Origin of the sequence: Oceanicola sp. S124 (genome assembly GCF_000220565.1) — a bacterium.
GTDB lineage: Bacteria > Pseudomonadota > Alphaproteobacteria > Rhodobacterales > Rhodobacteraceae > Pseudooceanicola.
Map to the genome: position 1 here is coordinate 23,756 of NZ_AFPM01000186.1, position 19,289 is coordinate 43,044.

Annotated in this window: 18 protein-coding genes; 8 read left to right on the plus strand and 10 right to left on the minus strand. The window is 67.3% G+C overall.

Annotated elements, in window-relative coordinates; translation table 11 throughout:
- Window positions 1–157 precede the first annotated feature (157 nt).
- Together OS124_RS26805 and OS124_RS0113225 are read left to right on the plus strand one after the other, a co-directional pair.
- A complete protein-coding gene (locus OS124_RS26805; RefSeq protein WP_010140170.1) occupies window positions 158–1,687 on the plus strand; it encodes a GumC family protein in 1,530 nt (509 codons plus the stop codon).
- Window positions 1,684–3,030: a membrane protein gene (locus OS124_RS0113225; RefSeq protein WP_010140171.1), complete on the plus strand. Its 1,347-nt coding sequence runs from the start codon at window positions 1,684–1,686 to the stop codon at window positions 3,028–3,030. The genes OS124_RS26805 and OS124_RS0113225 overlap by 4 nt, the downstream gene beginning before the upstream one ends.
- Here OS124_RS0113225 and OS124_RS0113230 read toward each other — a convergent pair.
- From OS124_RS0113230 to OS124_RS0113275, 10 genes are all read right to left on the minus strand, one after another.
- Window positions 2,972–4,339: an FAD-binding oxidoreductase gene (locus tag OS124_RS0113230; protein WP_010140172.1), complete on the minus strand. Its 1,368-nt coding sequence runs from the start codon at window positions 4,337–4,339 to the stop codon at window positions 2,972–2,974. The genes OS124_RS0113225 and OS124_RS0113230 overlap by 59 nt on opposite strands.
- Window positions 4,332–4,721, minus strand: coding sequence for a Rid family hydrolase (locus tag OS124_RS0113235; RefSeq protein ID WP_010140173.1), 390 nt, complete (start codon window positions 4,719–4,721; stop codon window positions 4,332–4,334). The genes OS124_RS0113230 and OS124_RS0113235 overlap by 8 nt, the downstream gene beginning before the upstream one ends.
- Window positions 4,722–4,728: 7 nt before the next feature.
- A complete protein-coding gene (locus OS124_RS0113240; protein WP_010140174.1) occupies window positions 4,729–5,799 on the minus strand; it encodes an ABC transporter ATP-binding protein in 1,071 nt (356 codons plus the stop codon).
- 23 nt (window positions 5,800–5,822) lie between these two features.
- Window positions 5,823–6,614, minus strand: a complete 792-nt coding sequence (locus OS124_RS0113245) for an ABC transporter permease (protein ID WP_010140175.1) — start codon at window positions 6,612–6,614, stop codon at window positions 5,823–5,825.
- An 11-nt stretch (window positions 6,615–6,625) separates the two neighbouring features.
- The gene (locus OS124_RS0113250; protein WP_010140176.1) at window positions 6,626–7,474 is read right to left on the minus strand and encodes an ABC transporter permease; all 849 of its coding nucleotides are present in this window, start codon (window positions 7,472–7,474) and stop codon (window positions 6,626–6,628) included.
- A 122-nt stretch (window positions 7,475–7,596) separates the two neighbouring features.
- The gene (locus OS124_RS24635; RefSeq protein ID WP_010140177.1) at window positions 7,597–8,652 is read right to left on the minus strand and encodes an ABC transporter substrate-binding protein; all 1,056 of its coding nucleotides are present in this window, start codon (window positions 8,650–8,652) and stop codon (window positions 7,597–7,599) included.
- An 8-nt stretch (window positions 8,653–8,660) separates the two neighbouring features.
- Window positions 8,661–9,650, minus strand: coding sequence for a membrane dipeptidase (locus tag OS124_RS0113260; RefSeq protein ID WP_010140178.1), 990 nt, complete (start codon window positions 9,648–9,650; stop codon window positions 8,661–8,663).
- Window positions 9,647–10,336, minus strand: coding sequence for a hypothetical protein (locus OS124_RS0113265; RefSeq protein ID WP_010140179.1), 690 nt, complete (start codon window positions 10,334–10,336; stop codon window positions 9,647–9,649). The genes OS124_RS0113260 and OS124_RS0113265 overlap by 4 nt, the downstream gene beginning before the upstream one ends.
- On the minus strand, window positions 10,333–12,057 hold the full coding sequence (locus tag OS124_RS0113270; protein WP_010140180.1) for a hypothetical protein: 1,725 nt from the start codon (window positions 12,055–12,057) through the stop codon (window positions 10,333–10,335). Before OS124_RS0113270 ends, OS124_RS0113265 begins: the two co-directional genes overlap by 4 nt.
- A complete protein-coding gene (locus tag OS124_RS0113275; protein WP_010140181.1) occupies window positions 12,054–12,824 on the minus strand; it encodes an IclR family transcriptional regulator in 771 nt (256 codons plus the stop codon). Before OS124_RS0113275 ends, OS124_RS0113270 begins: the two co-directional genes overlap by 4 nt.
- A 427-nt stretch (window positions 12,825–13,251) precedes the next feature.
- Here OS124_RS0113275 and OS124_RS0113280 point away from each other — a divergent pair, with 427 nt between their 5' ends.
- From OS124_RS0113280 to OS124_RS0113305, 6 genes are all read left to right on the plus strand, one after another.
- Window positions 13,252–14,790 carry an acetolactate synthase large subunit gene (locus OS124_RS0113280; RefSeq protein WP_010140182.1) on the plus strand — a complete coding sequence of 513 codons (1,539 nt, stop codon included), beginning with the start codon at window positions 13,252–13,254 and terminating at the stop codon, window positions 14,788–14,790.
- A 71-nt stretch (window positions 14,791–14,861) separates the two neighbouring features.
- Window positions 14,862–15,449: a cupin domain-containing protein gene (locus OS124_RS0113285; RefSeq protein ID WP_010140184.1), complete on the plus strand. Its 588-nt coding sequence runs from the start codon at window positions 14,862–14,864 to the stop codon at window positions 15,447–15,449.
- Window positions 15,450–15,636: 187 nt separating this feature from the next.
- The gene (gene ugpB, locus OS124_RS0113290; RefSeq protein WP_010140185.1) at window positions 15,637–16,959 is read left to right on the plus strand and encodes a sn-glycerol-3-phosphate ABC transporter substrate-binding protein UgpB; all 1,323 of its coding nucleotides are present in this window, start codon (window positions 15,637–15,639) and stop codon (window positions 16,957–16,959) included.
- Window positions 16,960–17,028: 69 nt separating this feature from the next.
- Complete coding sequence (gene ugpA, locus OS124_RS0113295) at window positions 17,029–17,913, plus strand: sn-glycerol-3-phosphate ABC transporter permease UgpA (RefSeq protein ID WP_010140186.1); 885 nt, start codon at window positions 17,029–17,031, stop codon at window positions 17,911–17,913.
- Window positions 17,914–17,929: 16 nt separating this feature from the next.
- Window positions 17,930–18,778: a sn-glycerol-3-phosphate ABC transporter permease UgpE gene (gene ugpE / locus OS124_RS0113300; protein ID WP_010140187.1), complete on the plus strand. Its 849-nt coding sequence runs from the start codon at window positions 17,930–17,932 to the stop codon at window positions 18,776–18,778.
- Between the two features lie 2 nt (window positions 18,779–18,780).
- A partial coding sequence (locus OS124_RS0113305; protein ID WP_010140188.1) for an ATP-binding cassette domain-containing protein occupies window positions 18,781–19,289 on the plus strand: 509 nt, incomplete at its 3' end.

Sequence of the window (19,289 nt, forward strand, 5' to 3'; positions counted from 1 at the left end):
GAGCTCCGGCGTCTGCTTTCCCTTCTAAGGCATGACGTGTTTCAGGCCCGCCTATCCCGCCGTATAGGCGGTATGGGCCTTTGCGCGTTCAGGGTAACCTTGGGCGCGGCCCCGGCAGGGGGCGCGCTGCGCTAGACGGGGGGCAAGGAGATCCACCATGCCCCATGCCAGCGACGACACCCCGAACGTGCCGAACGACGGCCTGCGCGAAGCCCCGAGGGGCCGCCGCCGCCTGTTGCCCCGCCTGATGCGCAAGCCGCTTGGCGCGCTGACCGCGATGCGCATCCTGCGCGGCGGGCGGGTGGCGGATGCGGGACGCCTGCCGCGTTACCTCGGCCTGTTCCTGCTGGGCGCCGGGGCGATCTGGGCGCCGATCCTGACCTATCTTGACACCGCGCCGCTGCGCTACACCTCGTCGATGTCGCTGATCCTGCCCGGCTCGGGCGCTTCGGCCTCGGTCAACCTGGCCCAGATCGGCCAGGCGTCCTCGTTTGCCAGTTCGCCCTTCAGCGGCGGGTCCGTCAGCCCGACCGAGACCTACAAGCGCCTGCTGGCCGCCGAGCGCATCGTCGACGGCGCCGCCCGCAGCATGGAGATGGAACTGCGCGCCTTCGGTCAGCCCCGGGTCGAGCTGGTCGACCAGACCGGACTCATCCATATCTCGCTGACCGGCAATTCGCCTGAGGATGCCCGTGCCCGGGGCCAGGCGCTGCTGGCTGCCTTTTTCGCAGAGATCGACAAGCTGCGCTCGGACGAGATCGCCACCCGCGAGTTGGGCGCCGGATCGGCCATCGCGGAATACCGCGCCTCGGTCATGGCCACCCGGGACGAGATCACCCGCCTGCAGACCGAAACCGGCCTGCTCTCGCCCGACCAGTACCGGGCGCTGGTCTCGGAGACCGACGAGCTGGCGCGCAACGTGCGTGACCTTGCCGCCAAGCTGGACGAGAGCCGCCGGGCGGTGCAGGCCCTGGCCCAGTCGCTGGGCACCACGCCGCGTCTCGCCGCTGCCGCGCTGCGCCTGCACGCGGACACGGAATTCGCCGTCCTCAACGAAGAGATGTCCCTGCGCGCCGCCGATCTGGCGCAGGCGCGGGCCCGCTACGGCGCCGCCCATCCGACCCTGTCGGGCGCCATGGCCGGTCATGACAGCGCCCGCAGCGAGGCACTGAACCGCGCCATCCGCCTGACCGGCCTGACCGTGCCGGAGATCGAGGCGCTGGACATGTCCCACACCGGCGCCCGCACCGGGCTGCTGAGCGAGCTGGTCACGCTGGACAGCGCCCGCGCCGGGCTGGAGGCCGAGCACGCCGCCCTGGCGCAGCGCCTCGCCGAGGCCGAGGCACGTCGCCTGGCGCTGATCGAACCGGCGGCGCGGCTGGAGGACCTGCAACGCGACTTCTCGGTCGCCGAGGCGGTCTTTGCCTCGGCCATGGCGCGGACCCAGACCAGCAAGGCTGACCTCTATGCCTCCTATCCGCTGGTGCAGGTGCTGGAAGATCCCTCCTACCCGATGGAACCCTCTTCGCCGCGCCGCAAGCTGGCGCTGGCGGCCGGGATCGCGGCGACCTTCATGTTCCTCATGGGCCTTTCGCTGGGCTGGCTGCGCCGTCCGCTGATCGACCGGCTGATCGACAGCGGCAAGAACCGCTATGGCGAACCCGGCCTGACCGTGGCGGCGGAATGAGCGCGCCCGCGCCGCGCCTGTCCCCGGTGAACCCGGCCGAGCGGATGGTCTGGGTCGCCCTGCGCTGGACATGGCCGTTCTACTTCCTCGGGGCGCTCTACGTGGTCGGGCCGGTGCTGGCCTGGCTGCTGGCGGGGCTGGCGGCCTTCTGCCTCTACTTCGGCCCGGTGATGCGCCCCGAGATGCGCCCGCGCGGCGCCATCCCGCCCGTCGTCTGGGCCTGGATGCTGGGCATGTGCGTCATGCTGGTCGCCCTCTGGGTCGGTCATCTGAACTGGGGCCTCGGCACCGGCAAGACCATCAAGAGCTCGATCGGCTGGGCCAAGGGCTGGGCGCTGCTGGCGCTCTTCCCGCTGGCCGGTGCCGTGCTGCCGATCCGGCGCGAGATCCTGATCCGCGCGCAATGCGTCGTTGGCCTCTGGACGCTGGCGCTGCTGCCGATCCTGATCGCCGCGCCCTACGCGGGTCTGCCGGAACGCATCTTCACCTCTCCGCTGAAGGCCATCGGCGGGCCGGGGCCCGAGTACTTCAGCGTCTTCTTCTTCACCTGGGATCCGGCCAGCTGGACGCCGCGCTGGCAGTTCTATGCCCCCTGGTCGCCTTTCGCGGCGCTGCTCGGGGTGCTTCAGGTCTGCTTCGCGCTGGAGGAAAAGGACCGCCGCTGGAAGTCCATCGGCATCGCGGCGGGCGTGGCGATGATCCTGCTGTCGAAGTCGCGCATGGGGATCGTCGGGCTGGTGGCCTGCACCCTCGGGCCGCGCCTGCTGCCGCTGGTGCTGCGGGGCTGGGCCTGGATGATGCTGGCCGCGCTGACCGGCTCGCTGGCGGTGCTGGGCAGCTGGCTGCTGCAGGGCCTGAAGGATGGCGTGGCCGCCTTCAAGGGCGCCCGCGCCGACAGCACGCGGGTGCGCGAGACCCTGCAGCGGATCGCCGGGGAACGCTGGCAGAACGAGGCCTACTGGTTCGGCCATGGCACCGTCGCGCCGGGGCCGCACCTGGTGGAGTACATGCCGATCGGCTCGCATCACACCTGGTGGGGGCTGCTCTTCGTCAAGGGCCTCGTCGGGATGCTGGCGCTGCTGGTGCCGCTGGTCTGGCACACGCTGATCGTGCTGGTCGATGCGGCACGCCACCCGCGCGGGCGGCTGCCGCTCTCGGTGATCATGACCATCGTGCTGCTGTCCTTTGGCGAGAACCTGGAAATCGAGGCCTACATGCTCTGGCCGGGTCTGCTGATCCTCGGCGCCCATGCGCAGGACGTGGCGCAGGATGCGCGACGCCGTGTCAGCCGGGCAGCACCCGGCCCCGGCCAAGCAGCCCCTGCGGGTCCAGTGCCCGCTTGAGGGTGCCCATCAGGTCGATCTCGGCGCCGCTGCGGACCATCGCCAGATAGGGCGCCTTGTCCTGCCCCAGCCCGTGCTCGGCGGTGACCGAGCCGCCCATGCCCGCCGCCAGCGCGTTCAGCGCCGTACTGACCTCCGAGCGCCGCACGGTCTGCACGATGTAGTGCAGGTTGCCGTCGCCGAGGTGGCCGTAGATGTAGGGCCGGGCCTCCGGGTCGATGCGGGCCAGCAGGGCGCGGGCCTTGTCGAGGAAGGCGGGCAGGGCATGGGCGGGCAGGGACAGGTCATGCGGTACCAGCTCGCCCAGCCCGAAGGTATACTCCACGCAGGCTTCGCGCAGCGCCCAGAGCTGGTCATGCTCGCGCCCCGACTGGGCGACCACGATATCGCGGCACAGCCCGGCCTCGTAGGCCTCGATCAGGGCGGCCTCGAAGGCCTCTTCGCGCAGGATCTGCTGCATTCCCTGGATCTCGGCCAGAACGTAAAGCCCGGCGCCACAGGGCAGGGGCATGGTGCCAAGGCGCGCCGTGGCGCCTTCGTAGACCTCGGGCCAGATCCCCTCGTAGGCCGAGAGCAGCCCGCCGAGCCGTGCCTGCAGGTGGCGCAGCAGCGCCTGCGCCTGGGGGACATCGTCGACGGCGATCAGCGCATTGGCTTGCAGCGTCGGAGCGGGGTGCAGCCGCAGCAGGGCGCGGGTGATCACGCCATAGGTGCCTTCCGAGCCGATGAAGAGCTGATGCAGCGCGGGACCGGCGTTGTCCTTGTCCAGCCCGCGCATCGCCCTGATGACCGAGCCATCGGCCAGCACCACCTCGAGGCCCGCGACCTGCGCGCGCATCATGCCGTATCGCAACACCCGGATGCCGCCGGCATTGGTCGCCACCATGCCGCCGATGGTGGCGGTTCCGCGCGCGCCAAGATCGACGCCGAAGACGAGATCATGCGCGGCGGCGGCGGACTGCACTGCTTGCAGCGTTGCCCCGGCCTCGACCTCGATCTGCGCGGAGAGCGGATCGACCGGGCCGAGGCTCCGCATCCGCTCCAGCGACAGCACGACCTCGCCCGGGCGCACGCGGGCCCCGCCCGACAGGCCGGTCAGCCCGCCCTGCACGACGACGGGCCGCCCCGCCGCGTGGCAGGCGGCGAGCACCGCCGAGACCCCCGCCGTACCCGCCGGGCGCAGCACCAGCGTCGGCACGCTTTCCACCCGCCGGGTGGCATCGGTGGCAAAGCGCGCGCAGGCGTCAGGATCGCTCAGCGGGGCAAGGTCATGCCCCGCGAGGGCGACCAGCAGCGGGTCGTCAGACATCCGCCGCGGGTGCGCTGTCAGGGACGGTGCAGATCATGATCAGTTCGACCTTGAGGGCCGGGTTGGCCATGTTCGCCTCGAAGCAGGCGCGGGCGGGGGGCGCCACATCGGCCACCCATTCGTCCCAGACGGCGTTGAAGGCGGCAACCTCGCTGACGTCCTTCAGGATGATGGCGCAGAACAGCAGCTGCCCCTTGGACGAGCCGATCTCGGCCAGCCGCGCCTCGGCCTTGGCAAAGAGCTGGCGGGCCTGTTCGGGCATCGACAGGCTGGCGTCATAGGGCGCCTCTGGCGTGACGGCGAAATAGCCGGTGCCATTGGCGACAGTGGCGATGGAGGCACGCGCAGAGGTGCCGAAACGGGTGATCATCTGGTCCAGCATGGGGGCCTCACTTGTCCAGGACGAAGACCGCGTCGGCGGTCCAGCTGAAGTGACAGCTGTCACCTTCCTTCAGAATGACGACATCCGCCCCCGGCACCCTGACACGGATCTGCTGATCGCCCGCATGGCCGATCACGACGGCGTTGTCGCCATAGTTGACGATGGTCTCGATCACCATCTGCGCGTTCTGGCGGCCCTCCTTCGGCTCTCGCGAGAGCTTGAGGTGTTCGGGCCGGATGAGAAGCGTCACCGCCTGGCCATCCGTCAGCGGCGGCAGGCCCTCGGCACCGCAGGTTACCTCGCCCAGCACCGGGCTTTGCGCCTTGCCACTTGCGGCATCGGTGATGGTGGCCTCCAGCAGGTTGCTCTCGCCGATGAAGTCGGCAACGAAGCGGGTGGCGGGGCGGTGGTAGATATCCAGCGGGGCGGCGGCCTGTTCGATCGCGCCGTTCGAGAAGACGACGATGCGGTCGGACATCGACATCGCCTCGGTCTGGTCATGGGTGACGAAGATCGTGGTCACGCCAAGGCGCTTCTGGATGCGCTTGATCTCGATCTGCATCTGCTCGCGCAGGTTCTTGTCCAGCGCGCCGAGAGGCTCGTCCAGCAGCAGCAGGTCAGGTTCGAAGACCAGCGCGCGGGCCAGGGCCACACGCTGTTGCTGGCCGCCCGACAGCTCTTTCGGCAGGCGGTGGGCGAAACCGGCCAGGCCGACCAGCTCCAGCATTTCCTCGGCCTTCCTCATGCCTTCCTTCTTGCCCACCTTGCGCATCTGCAGGGGGAAGTAGACGTTTTCCGCTGCGGTCTTGTGCGGGAACAGGGCGTAGTTCTGGAACACGATGCCGATGTTGCGTTCCTGCGGCGCGAGATGGGCAAGCGACTGGTCTGCCACGGTGATCTCGCCCTTGGTGGCCTGCTCGAAGCCGGCGATCACCATCAGTGTGGTGGTCTTGCCCGAGCCCGACGGCCCGAGGAAGGTGACGAATTCGCCCTTCTCGACCTCAAGGTCTATATGGCCGAGGGCGGTGAAACTGCCGAAGGTCTTGTTGACGCCGGCGAGGCGAAGATAGGCGCTCATGTCGGCTCCTGTGGGGGTCTGGGTCATTTGGATGGGGTGCCTTTGGCCATGCGGCGCAGGCCCTTGATCAGCGAGGGGGCGATCAGCCCGGCGAAGACCACGGCAAAGAGCAGGGTCGAAATCACGGCGATCACCGGATCGGCCTCTTCGCGGATCGAGTCGAACATCTTGCGGGGCAGGGTCTCGGCGTCGCGACCCGAGATGAAGATCGCCACCACGGTTTCGTCAAAGGACTGGATGAAGGCGAAGAGCGCCGAGATGGCGAGGCCAGGCTTGAGGATCGGCAGGGTGATGTGGCGGAAGACCTGCCCCGGCGTGGCGCCAAGCGAGCGGGCCGCACGCTCCAGCGTCAGGTCGAAGCCCTTCAGGTTGGCCGAGAGGACAAGGAAGGTGATCGGCACCGACAGGCAGGTATGGGCCAGGATCACGCCCAGCTTCGAGTGCACCAGCTTCAGCTCTCCGAAGTAGGAGTAGTAGCCGACTGCCATGACGATATGGGGCACCGCCATGGGCATCATCATCATCAGGTTGGCAAAGCTCTTGCCCCAGAACTTGTGGCGCACCAGGGCGAAGGTGGCAGGCACCACCAGCGCCATGGTCAGCAGGGTGTTCATCGTGGCGATGTAGATCGAGTTCCAGGCAGGCCGCAGCCAGGAGGGATCCGAGAAGAACTGCTGGTAATAGCCCCAGGAATAGCCCGGCGGCGGGAACTGCAGCGAGGCGGCGGTCGAGAAGGACATCGGGACCACGATCACCAGCGGGGCGGCGATGAAGATCACCACCGCGATCCCGATCCAGCGCATCAGCGTATTCATGATCTGCGCTCCTATCCGTAAAGTTTGTCGAGGCCGAAGCGGCGGTGGTAGATCCCGAGGATCACCAGCGTCACCACCAGCAGGACGATGGACATCGCGCTGCCCAGACCGAAGGCCAGGAACTGCTCGATCTGGTTGCCGATCAGGCCGGCGGCCATCTGTTCGCGCGGGGATCCCAGCAGGACGGGCGTGACGTAGAAGCCGAGGCAGATCACGAAGACCAGGACAGAACCATTGGCGATGCCCGGCGCCGTCAGCGGCAGGTAGATATGGCGGAACAGCGACTTGCCATAGGCCCCCATGCTTTCCGCCGAGCGGATCAGCGAGGGGTCGATCTTCTGCATCACCGTGTAGATGTTCATGATCATGTAGGGCGCCAGGATATGCACCATCGCCAGAGTCGAGCTGAAGCGGGTGAACAGCAGCGGCGGCGGCTCGGCGATGCCGAGGGTCTGCATCAGCCAGACCACGGGGCCGTTGTTGCCCAGAAGGACCATCCAGGCGTAGGTGCGCACCAGGAACGAGGTCCAGAAGCTCATGGTGATCAGCAGCAGGATGCCCATGGCGGCGCGCTTGCTGACCGTCGACATCAGGTAGGCCAGCGGGTAGCCGACCAGCAGGCAGCAGAGCGTCACCAGCAGCGCGGTGCCGAAGGTGTTGAGGAAGACCTTGCGATACAGGCTGCCGGTCAGCACCTTTTCGTAGTTGGCAAGGCCGGGGCGCGGTTCGGTCACCGACATGAGCGCGACCTCGACCAGCGGGACGAGGAAGAACAGCGCGAGATAGATGGTCAGCGGCGCCAGCAAAAGCCAGGGCCAGAGCGTCTTGCGCTCTGCGAGGGCTGAGAGGGACAGGCCCATGGGAGACCTCCTCCGGGAAACGGGAACGGGCGGCGCGCGGGCGCCGGGCAAGGACCGGGGCGGCAAGGGATGCGCGCCGCCCCGGCAGTTTCAGGGCCTGGGGAGGGCCCCGGGGGGCGGGCTTACGAGGCCAGCCACTCGTCGAAGCGCATCGCCACTTCCTGCGGGTCGGCGCCGAAGTTCAGCATGTCCTGCTCGAAGGTCATCTCGACGTTGCCCGGCGCCGTGGGCATCCGCGGCTTGGCGCTGTCGGGGATGAACGCGTCCGCGGCGGGGTTCATCGCGCCGTAGTTGGCCTGGGCGACGAAACCGGCAAGCGGCTCGGCCGAGGTGGCGAAGTCGACGAACATCTTCGCGGCTTCCATGTTGGGGGTCTCCTTGGCGACGACCCAGTAGGCGCTGTCCAGCTCGGCCTGGTTCCAGGTGAAGGCGACCGGGGCACCGGCGTCCTCGGCCTCGAAGTAGCGGCCGTGCCAGATGCCGATCATATCGACCTCGCCGTCGCGCAGGATCTGCGTCGACTGCGCTCCGCCGGTCCACCAGACGCGGACATGCTCCTTGATCTCGTCCAGCTTGGCGAAGGCGCGGTCGATGTCCAGCGGGTAGAGATCCTCGGGCGCAACGCCATCGGCCAGCAGGGCCAGCGGCAGGACGCGGGCCGGGTAGCGCTGCAGCGAGCGGCCGCCGGGGAAGCGTTCGACATCCCAGAAGTCGGCCCAGCTTTGCGGGGTCTCGTCCCAGCCCTTGTCGGTGCGCCAGGCCATCATGGTGGCGAAGGCATGGCTGCCGACGCCGTTCTGGAACAGCCCGCCGGGGTAGGGTTCTTCCAGCGGTTCCAGCAGGCCGGCGTTGTTGGCGGCCACGATGTCGCCGCCGCCCAGGGTGGTGACGTCGAACTCATAGACCCCGGTGCGCACCTGTGCGGCCAGCTTGGCGAAGGACACGGGGCTGACCGTGTTGACCTTGATGCCGGTGGCCTCGGTGAAGGGGGTGAACAGGTTCTCGGTCGCGGCTTCCAGCCAGGGACCACCCCAGGAGTTGATGTACAGCTCCTTGGACTGGGCGCGGCCGATGGAGGGGGCGGCGAGGGCCGAGGCGCCGGCAAGCGCTGCCGTGCCCTGCAGGAACAGGCGGCGGTTGGGGCGGATCAGCGCGTTGTGCGTCTTCTTGATCGTCATGGGATCTCTCAACTGTTGGATTTGCGGAAGGTCTCGCCGTAGAGGCGCAACCAGTTGCCGTGGGTAATCTTGGCGACCTCTTCTTCTGAAAAGCCCACGGAGCGGAGGCCGTTAGGGATGATCTGCATGTCCGTCAGCGACTGGAACCAGTCCGGCGGCGGGGCCTTGCCGGGACGGGCCGCCGAGGCCGCGCCGTAGTCGACGCCACGGGTCCAGCGCCCCATGCGCATCCAGGCGTAGTCGGGCGCGGTGAAGTTGTGGCTGCGGTCGGTGCCGATGGCGACGCTGTCGATCCCGGCGATATCGACGGTCTTGGCGACCATCTCGCACCAGGTCTCGATGGGCCCCGAGAAGTAGTCGCCGGTGATGTTGCGATAGGCCGCGACGCCGATCACGCCGCCGGTATCGCGCAGCGCATGCAGCACGTCATCGGTCTTGTTGCGCTTGTGCGCGAAAAGGCTGTCGGCATTGGCATGGGTCACGGCGATCGGCTTTTCGCTGGCCGCGATGGCCTGCAGGGTCGAGAGGTTCCCGACATGGGAACAATCGACGAGGATGCCGGCGCGGTTCATCTCGCGGATGACCTCCTTGCCATAGCGCGCAAGGCCCGAGTCCTCGGCCTCGTAGCAGCTGCCGGCCAGCTCGTTCTGGTTGTTGTAGGTCAGCTGCACCACCCGCACGCCCAGCTCGGCCCACATCTCGACCAGCCGGATGCGGCCCTCGAAGAGGTTCGAGTTCTGGTAGCCGAGGATCGCGGCGACCTTGCCCTCGGCGGCGGCGGTCTCGATGTCCTCGGGCGTGTAGCCGAAGGCGGCGACATCACTGTTTTCGCGGATAAGGTCACGCCAGCGGCCAAGGCTGTCGAGGCTTTCCAGCGTGCCTTCCCAGAAGCCGCAGGTCACCACGACGCCATGCACGCCGGCGGCCTTCAGGTTGACGAAGCTGTCGCGGTCGAAGTGGCCGCATTGCAGCCCGTCGATGATCTGGTCGGGTGTCATTGTGTGGCTTCCTTGGTCTTCAGGCCGACCGAATTGATGAAATTCGGATCGGTATCGTCGTCATTGTCGGTGCGGCCGATGATCTGGCCGTCCTCGGTCACGATGTTCACCCCCGCATGGCGGCGCGACACCACCGAGTCCGGGGTCAGCGCGGTCTGGGCCAGAGCCCAGATGCGCCACCACAGCTCTGCCGGGATACGGCAGCCGTCCTGCAGGGCGCGCTCCAGCACCGGGTCTTCGGGCGGGCAGGCGCGGGCCGAGACGACCTCTCCGCTGACCTTGACCGCCAGGCCGAGCCGCAGGCCGAAGCCCTCGGCCAGCGCCAGCTCTTCGGGGTGGGTGAGGTTCTCCAGCAGGATGCGGGCGCCGTCGCGGCGCGCCGCCTCAAGCCCCAGCAGGTCCAGCACCGAAGGCAGCACGATCCAGGCATGTTGCCCGCCGCAGTCCATGTGCAGCGTGCCGTCGCGATCCTCGATCAGCTTCAGCCGCTGCGGATCCGCGGCCTTCAGTGCCTCGATCCCGGTTTCGAGATGGGCGAAGCCGCCCAGCCCCATGGCCTGCGAGTACATCACCGTATCGGTCAGCATCAGCGCGAAGCCCTTGGGCAGCGCAGTGAGAGAGAAGATGCGTTCGCTCATCATGCGCATCTCGCGCGGCATGACTCTCAGGATGTGCGGATCGCTCATGCGCGGGGCTCCTCGGGGTAGAACCAGCCGGCGCCTTCGCCCGCGCGGATCGCCTCGCGGGTCGGGGCGCCGTGGTAGAGAACGCCGCGCAGGTTGCGTTGCAGGTAGTCGCGGGTCTTGTCGATGCCGTGCAGGGCGACATTCATCAGCCGCACCAGGTCGATGGGCACGAAGTCACCGGCGTTGATATTGGCGTGCGGGGTGTGGAAGGGCAGGCCCTCCAGGCTTTGCGCGCGGGCCACGATCAGGCGGTGATGGGGATGGGACAGCAGGAAATGCGCCATCGGCATGTCACCGGCCATGCCGGACAGATCCTGGTGCAGCAGCTGCACCTGTCCGGGGATGTCCAGCCCAAGGTCACGCGCCTCGGGCACCTCGGCGCGCAGGCCGCGTCGGGGCTCTTCGGCGGTCTCGGACTTGTACCAGACGTAGTCCTGGGCATTGGCGGCACTCATGTCCATCTGCAGCGCCCAGGCGTATTCATCTTCCAGCAGGTCGATCATCGCCCCGGCGGTCATGCCGGGTTTGACCGCCATCTCGTCGGCGCCCGAAACCTGCGCGGCGAGGGCGTCGGCCTCGTCCGGGACCAGCTCCATGCAGAGCGACAGGAAGCTTTCGTAGCTCTCGGGGGCCAGGGCGGCCTCGGCACGGCGGGCCAGCATGTCCAGCGGGAAGCGAAGGCTCTGCCCCTCAATGGTGCCGGCGTCGCGCAGCTCTTCCAGTGCGGGCAGCAGCGAGGCCAGGTCCTGCGCCACCTGCGACGAGGCGGTGAAGGTCTCGTACATCATCGTGTCTTCGCTGCGGAACCGGATGGCGCGCCGGATCAGGCTGATCAGGGTGTCGATCCGCGCATCGCCCTTGCCCAGTTCAAGCCCGAGGGCGGCGGCCAGGGCGGTTTCGCGCGCGCTCAGCCAGCTGTTCAGCAGCCGGGGGTGCTTCTGCACGAAGAAGATCAGCCCGAGGGCAGAGCCGTTGCCGACACCGAGATAGCTGCGCAGCGCCGGATCCAGCGCCACCGCCTTGTCCGAGCGCTGCCGGGCCAGGTGCTCGACCAGGTCGCAGGACAGCTCGCGCATCAGGTAGGCCAGCAGCAGCTGCGCCTCCAGCATGCCGCCAAGGTCATGCGCGCCGGTGTTGATCGACGGGAAAGAGCGGGTGCCGAAGGTGCCGTTGCCGTCCAGCCCGGTGTTGCGCATGAGGTAGCAGACGGTGTTCAGGTCCTCGACCGAGGGCTGGCGACCGTCGGAGAGCGCGTCCAGCACCGTCTCGAAGACCCGCATCGAGCGGTTGGAGCGGCACCAGACAAGGGCGTTCTCGCTGGCCCGGCCACGGTAGAGCTTGGGCAGGTCCTCGCGGGCGCGCTCGATGTCCGCCTCGGTTGCCGGGCCCTCGTTGAGGGTGCCCATCATGTCCCAGGCGCGGCCGATGATGCGCCCCGTGCGCCCCTCGCGCTTCGGGGTCAGCGAGAAGGCGATGAAGCTGAACTCCTGCCGGGGGGTGCGGATCGAATAGACGATGGTGCCGCGCGCCTCTGCATCGACGTCGAAGCGCTGAAGCTGGATGTCCCACTTTTCGCGGATCATGCGGTTCATCATGGCACGGGTGCCGGATAGCCGGCTGGGCTGCATCGCGGCAAGGCGCTGCGGTTTCATCAGCTCGCGCCAGTTGCGCAGGCCGGGGCGCCCGTCGGGGGCCGTGGTGTGAAGTGACGACGCGGTCACGATGCGTCTCCTTGCAGATGTCGGGAAAGCTCGGCTGCGGCTTCGACCAGCGGGCCGGCGAAGCGGGCCTCGTCGAAGCGGATCTGGGGCACCACCAGCGACAGGGTCGCGCTGCAGCGGCCCGGCTGGTCGAAGACCGGCGCCGCAATGGCGATCACGCCGGTCTGGGTGTACCCGCTGGACAGGGCGTAGCCCTTCTCGCGGATCGCGGGCAGCATGTCTTCGGCGGGCAGGGGATGCGGGCCACGACGCAGGCGTTCAAGCTGCGCGGCATCGGCATAGGCCACCAGGATCCGCCCCGAGGCCGAGCCTTCCAGCGACATCATGGTGCCCATCTTCTGTTCGGCGCGCAGCAGCGTGTCGGTCTCGACGCGGGCGACGATGCAGGGCTGGCCCCGGTCGATGATCGACAGCGAGGCGGTCTCGCCCGTGGCCTCGGCCAGCCGGTGCAGCACCGGGTCGGCGCGGGTGCCGAGGTCGGCCTGGTCGAGCGCCGCCACCGCCATGCGGGTGGCCAGCATCGACAGCCGGTAGGCGCCGCCCTCGTCCTGTTCCAGCCAGCCCGCCGCGACCAGGGTCAGCAGCCGCTGGTAGGCCGTGGCCCGCGACAGGCCCAGCCCCGTGGCGACATCCGACAGCCGCAGCGGGCGCCGCTTGTCGGAAAAGAAAGCGAGCACCTCAAGCACCTTCAGCGCCGTCGAGAGGGGCCGGACACCGCCGTCCTTGCCGCTTTCGTCTTGTATTCTATTTGAATATGTGCGATCCATATTGAATATGCTGCGGGCAGAGCCAGCGCCTGTCAAAGGAAATTCGACCCCGTTCCGGGCCGGATTTCGCCGTGCACGCCCCAAGCCCTTGAATTCTGTAAGAGAAATTCATCATTTTCGGCGTGTGATTTTTTGAGCGCTCGGGGCTGGCCGCTTTGCCCTCATCACGCGCCGAGATGTAAGGGCTGATCGGGATCACGAATCGCATTCGCGCCCCTGTCATGGATTTTGAGCGCGTATTCCCATGAAATACCCGGGTTTCCGCGCTTTTCTACATGGGTTCCAGGTGCTCTTGGCCTGCGCATCCTCGGGCTCTGTCGAAAATCCTTGGCACAGGCTTGCTCATTATTATTGACACTTTGGCGGGGCTCGGGGAGGAGTCACGGAACGTCATGCCCCAGCAGAGGCCAGCAGAGGAATGAAACCCATGGAACAGAACGGCGCCGACCTCGTGGTCCGTACCCTGGTGGAAAACGGGGTGCGCATGTGCTTCGCCAACCCCGGCACGACCGAGATGCACATGCTGGCGGCGCTCGGGCGGACCGAGGGGATGGCGCTGTCGCTCTGCCTGTTCGAGGGGGTGGCGACCGGCGCGGCGGATGGCTATGCGCGGATGACCGGCACCCCGGCGGCGGTGCTGCTGCACCTCGGGCCGGGCTTCGCCAACGGCATGGCCAACCTGCACAATGCCCGCAAGGCCGAGACGCCGCTGTTCAACATCGTGGGCGAGCACGCCACCTATCACCTTGCCTATGAAGCCCCGCTCAGTGCTGATATCGAAGGCATGGCGGCGACGGTCAGCGCCGCAGTTGCCACGCCGCAGAGCCCGGGCGAGGTGGCCGGAGCCACCGCGCATCTGCTGTCGGAGGTCTCGACCGGTGGGGTTGCGACGCTGATCGTGCCCAATGATGTCGCATGGCTGCCGGCCGAGGGTGCCCCCGTTGCGGCGCTGCCGAAGGCGCGTCCGTCTCATGACGAAGCGAAGCTGGCCGATGCCCTCGAGGCACTGAGCGCCCCCGGGGCCGCGCTGGTGATCGGCGCACCCTGCATCACGCGGGGCATGGCCGAACTGGCCGATGCCATCGCCCGCAAGACCGGCGCGAAGGTGCTGGCCGAGGCTGCGGTGGCGCGGATGCAGCGGGGCGGGGGCACGCCGCCGCTGGCCCGCATTCCCTTCCATGTCGATCCCGCCACCGAGGCGCTGAAGGAGGTCCGCGCCGCTGTCCTCTGCGGCGCGCGGGAGCCCGTCGCCTTCTTTGCCTATCCGGGTCGCCCCTCGAAGCTGCTGCCCGAGGGCGCGGCGGTCCTGCCGCTCTGCGCGCCGGGTGGCGAGGTCGAGGCGACGCTGGAGGCACTGGCGGCGGCGCTCGGGGCGGAGGTCACTCCTTACATTCAGTCCGAGGTCGTGGCAGCGGACCCCGGGGCGGCGATCGACGCCGAGGTGCTGGGCCGCTGTGTCGCCAGAGCCCTGCCGACAGGCGCCATCGTGGTCGACGAGTCGATCACCAACGGCGGCCATATGTTCCCGATGTGCGCCGAGGCGCCCTCGCATGACTGGATCAACAACCGGGGCGGCTCGATCGGGTACTCGATGCCCGTGGCGCTTGGCGCCTCGACCGCCTGCCCGGAGCGCAAGGTGCTCTGCGTCACCGGCGACGGTTCGGCCTTCTACACGTTGCAGGCGCTGTGGAGCATGGCGCGCGACAGGCGCGACGTGACGGTGCTCGTGCTGGCCAACCGGTCCTACCGGATCCTGGCCAACGAGACCTCGAAGATCGGCGCCGGCGCGCCCATTGACGAGACCCAGCCGCTGATGTCGTTGGAGGATCCCGCGCCCGACTGGGTGAAGCTGGCCGAGGGACAGGGCGTCGCCGCCGAGCGGGTCGCCACGGCCGGCGCCCTGCAGGCGGCGTTGGAGCAGGCCATGTCCACCCCCGGCCCGCGCCTGATCGAGGTCGCGATGTAACCCGGCGGCGAGGCTGGCAAAGGCTGCAAAAGCAGGCTAGTTTTCGACACTTGCAGGTGAGGAGAGGCGTCATGACCGACGCGGCATTCGATATCGGGGCGCGGCTGCTGGCCATGCGCAAGGCGGCGCAGCTGTCGCAGCGGCAGCTGGCCGAGCGCGCCGGCGTGCCCCATGCCCAGATCTCGATCATCGAAAAGAACAAGTCCTCGCCCTCGATCGCCACGCTGCGCAAGATCCTCTCGGGGCTCGGCATGACCATGGCCGACTTCTTCGACAGCGAGCGCACTGCGCCCGAGGGGCCCTTCTTCGGGCCTGACGACCTGCTGGACCTGACCTCGAAGCTGCCGGTGACCGGCGCGGCGGGGGTGGTGGGGCATGTGGCCTTCCGCCAGATCGGCGACGCCCGTCGGCACAACCTGCAGATCCTGCACGAGGTTTACGAACCCGGCGCCGACACCGGCGAGACCATGCTGGAGCATTTCTCGAACGAGGGCGGCTATGTCATCGAGGGAGAGCTGGAGCTGACCGTGGGGCAGGAGGTGCGGACCCTGCTGCCCGGCGACAGCTATCTCTTTGACAGCCGCATCCCGCATCGCTTCCGCAATACCAGCGCGGCGCGCACGGTCGTGATCTCGGCCTGTACCCCACCCTATCTCTGATCCCTTCCAATGCGCAGGCTGACAGCCGGCCCGCCCCCGGCGGGGCCGCCCTGCGGGTCTGCGCGCGCTCCGGTGCCCTTACGGAATGGAAGGGCGAGATTACCGGAACTTCATCGAGGTGAAGCAAAACTGTCACGAACGGGGCCTAGCACGTCGGCATTTCCTTCCTCTTCCGATGGAGTTTCCAATGCAGCGTTCCCTGATCGCAGGCCTCGCTCTGACCAGCGCCCTGGTGGCCCCCCTGGCAGCATCCGCACAGACTGAAGTCACCTGGTGGCACGCCATGGGCGGTGCCCTGGGCGAAAAGGTCGACGAGATCGTCGCCGGCTACAATGCCAGCCAGGACCAGTATCACCTGACGGCCGTCTACAAGGGCAGCTATACCGAGACCATGACCGCCGCCATCGCCGCCTTCCGCGCCGGTGAGCAGCCCGACCTGGTGCAGGTCTTCGAAGTCGGCACCGGCACCATGATGGCCGCCGAAGGCGCCGTCTACCCGGTCTACAAGCTGATGGAAGATCACGGTCAGAACTTCGACCCCTCGGTCTACCTGCCCGCCGTGGCCGGCTACTACACCAACACCGACGGCAAGATGCTGTCGATGCCCTTCAACAGCTCGACCCCGATCCTGTACTACAACAAGGACATCTTCGAAGCTGCCGGGCTCGACCCGGAAGTGGCGCCCGAGACCTGGGCCGACATGGAAGCCTTCACCCAGCAGATCGTCGACAGCGGCGCCGCCACCTGCGGCTTCACCACCGGCTGGATCTCCTGGGCGCAGCTGGAAAACCTCTCGGCCTGGCACAACCAGCCGATCGGCACCAACGAGAACGGCTTCGGCTCGATCGACAGCAAGCTGACCGTGAACGGCCCCGTACAGGTCCGTCACTGGGAGAACCTGGCCAAGTGGCAGGAAGCCGGCCTGTTCAAGTACGGCGGCCCCGGCGGCGGTGCAGACGCGGCCCCGGCCTTCTACTCGGGTGAATGCGCCATCTACATGAACTCCTCCGCCTCGCGCGCCGGCGTTCTGGCCAATACCGACTTCGATCTGGGCCTGGGCATGCTGCCCTACTACGCCGACGTCGAAGGCGCACCGCAGAACTCGATCATCGGCGGCGCCACCCTGTGGACCCTGACCGGAGCGAGTGATGCCGAATACGAAGGCGTCGCCGACTTCCTGACCTACCTGTCCTCTGCCGAGGTCCAGGCCGACTGGCACCAGTTCACCGGCTACCTGCCGATCACCACTGCCGCCTACGAGCTGTCGAAGGAGCAGGGTTACTACGACGAGAACCCCGGCGCCGACATCGCGATCAAGCAGGTCAACCTGAACGAGCCGACCGCCAACTCCAAGGGCCTGCGCTTCGGCAACTACGTGCAGATCCGTGGCGTGATCGACGAAGAATTCGAGGCCCTGCTGTCCGGCTCCAAGACCGCCCAGGACGCCCTCGATGACCTGGTCGAGCGCGGCAACAGCCTGATCGAAGAGTTCGTCGAAGCCAACGGCTGAACGATCTGACCCAAAGACAGGCCCGTGCCACGGCGCGGGCCTGTTCCCTTTCCGGCCGCCGGGATCCCCATGCAGACCAAGCGCACAACCTTCCGCAGCTACTGGCTGCCCTACCTGCTGATCGCGCCGCAACTTGCGATCACGCTGATCTTCTTCATCTGGCCCGCGGGCCAGGCCGTCCGTCAGAGCTTCCTGCAGGAAGATCCCTTCGGCCTCTCCACCAAGTTCGTCGGCCTCAAGAACTACGTGAAGCTGTTCCACAGCGCCGAGTATCTGGCCTCGTTCGAGACCACGGTGATCTTCACCCTCTGCACGGCCACCCTGTCGATGGGGCTGGCGCTGCTGTTCGCCGTGGCGGTGGACAGGATGATCCGCACCTCTTCGGCCTATACGACCTTCATGGTCTGGCCCTATGCCGTCGCCCCCGCCATCGCCGGTGTGCTCTGGTGGTTCATGTTCAACCCCTCGGTCGGCGTGCTGACCTATGCGCTGGATGTCATGGGCTACGACTGGAACCACCGCCTGTCAGGCACCGACGCGATGATCCTGGTGGTACTGGCCAGCAGCTGGAAGCAGATCAGCTACAACTTCCTGTTTTTCGTCGCCGGGCTGCAGTCAATCCCGCAGAGCTTGCGCGAAGCCGCCGCCATCGACGGCGCGGGGCCGGTGAAGCGCTTCTTCACCGTGGTCTTCCCGCTGCTCTCGCCCACGACGTTCTTCCTGCTGGTCGTCAACATCAACTACACGATGTTCGACACCTTCTCGACCATCGACGCCTCGACCGCGGGCGGCCCCGGACAGGCCACGACCATCCTCGTCTACAAGGTCTACGAGGACGGCTACAAGGGCCTCAACCTCGGCTCCTCGGCGGCGCAATCGGTGATCCTGATGGGGATCGTCATGGTCCTGACCTTCATCCAGTTCCGCTTCATCGAGCGGCGCGTGCAGTACTGAGAGAGGAGGCGCACCCATGGTCGAAAACCGTCCGTTCCTGACCTTCCTGGCGCATCTGGTGCTGATCCTCGGCGTGGCCTTCGTGGCCCTGCCGGTCTGGATCGCCTTCGTCGCCTCAACCCATGACCAGGCCACCTTCCTCGGCGGCACCATGCCGCTCTGGCCCGGCTCCAACATGTGGGAGACCTACCGCACCATCCTGGTGGATGGGGTGCAAAGCTCCGGCGCACCGCCGCTGACGATGATGATGAAGAACTCGCTGCTGATGGCGCTGATCATCACCTTCGGCAAGATCGCCATCTCGATCCTGTCGGCCTTCGCGATCGTCTACTTCCGCTTCCCCTTCCGGGTGCTGGCCTTCTGGATCATATTCGTGACCCTGATGCTGCCGGTGGAAGTGCGGATCATGCCCACCTTCAAGGTGGTCGCGGACCTCGGCCTGCTGAACAGCTACGCGGGCCTCTCGATCCCGCTGATCGCCTCGGCCACGGCCACCTTCCTCTTCCGTCAGTTCTTCCTGACCATACCCGAAGAGCTGGTCGAGGCCGCCCGGATCGACGGCGCCGGGCCGATGAAGTTCTTCCGCGACATGGTGCTGCCGCTCAGCCAGACCAATATCGCGGCGCTCTTCGTCATCCTCTTCATCTACGGCTGGAACCAGTACCTCTGGCCGATGCTGATCACCACGGACGAGAAGTTCTACACCGTCGTCATGGGCATCAAGCGGATGTCCGACGTGGCCGACAGCGACCCCCAATGGAACTTCGTCATGGGCTCGGCCATGCTGGCCATGCTGCCGCCCGTGCTCGTCGTCGTCTTCATGCAGAGGCTTTTCGTCAAAGGCCTCGTGGAACAGGAGAAGTAATCATGGCCGGTATCAAGCTTTCCGCCGTGAAAAAGGTCTACCCGGGCAGTGCAGAGCCTGCCGTGAAGGGCGTCGACCTCGACATCAGGGACGGCGAATTCGTCGTCCTCGTCGGCCCCTCGGGCTGCGGCAAATCCACCCTGCTGCGGATGATCGCGGGGCTCGAAACCGTCTCGGACGGCGAGATCGCCATCGGCGACAAGGTGGTCAACAACATGGAACCCGCCGAGCGCGACATCGCCATGGTGTTCCAGAACTACGCCCTCTATCCGCATATGTCGGTGCGCCAGAACATGGCCTACGGGCTGAAGAACCGCCGCATGCCGAAGGACGAGATCGCCCGCCGCATCGACGAGGCCGCCGCTGTGCTCGAGATCTCGGACTATCTCGACCGCAAGCCGCGCGCGCTTTCGGGCGGACAGCGTCAGCGGGTCGCCATGGGCCGTGCCATCGTGCGCGACCCCGCCGCCTTCCTGTTCGACGAGCCGCTGTCGAACCTCGACGCCAAGCT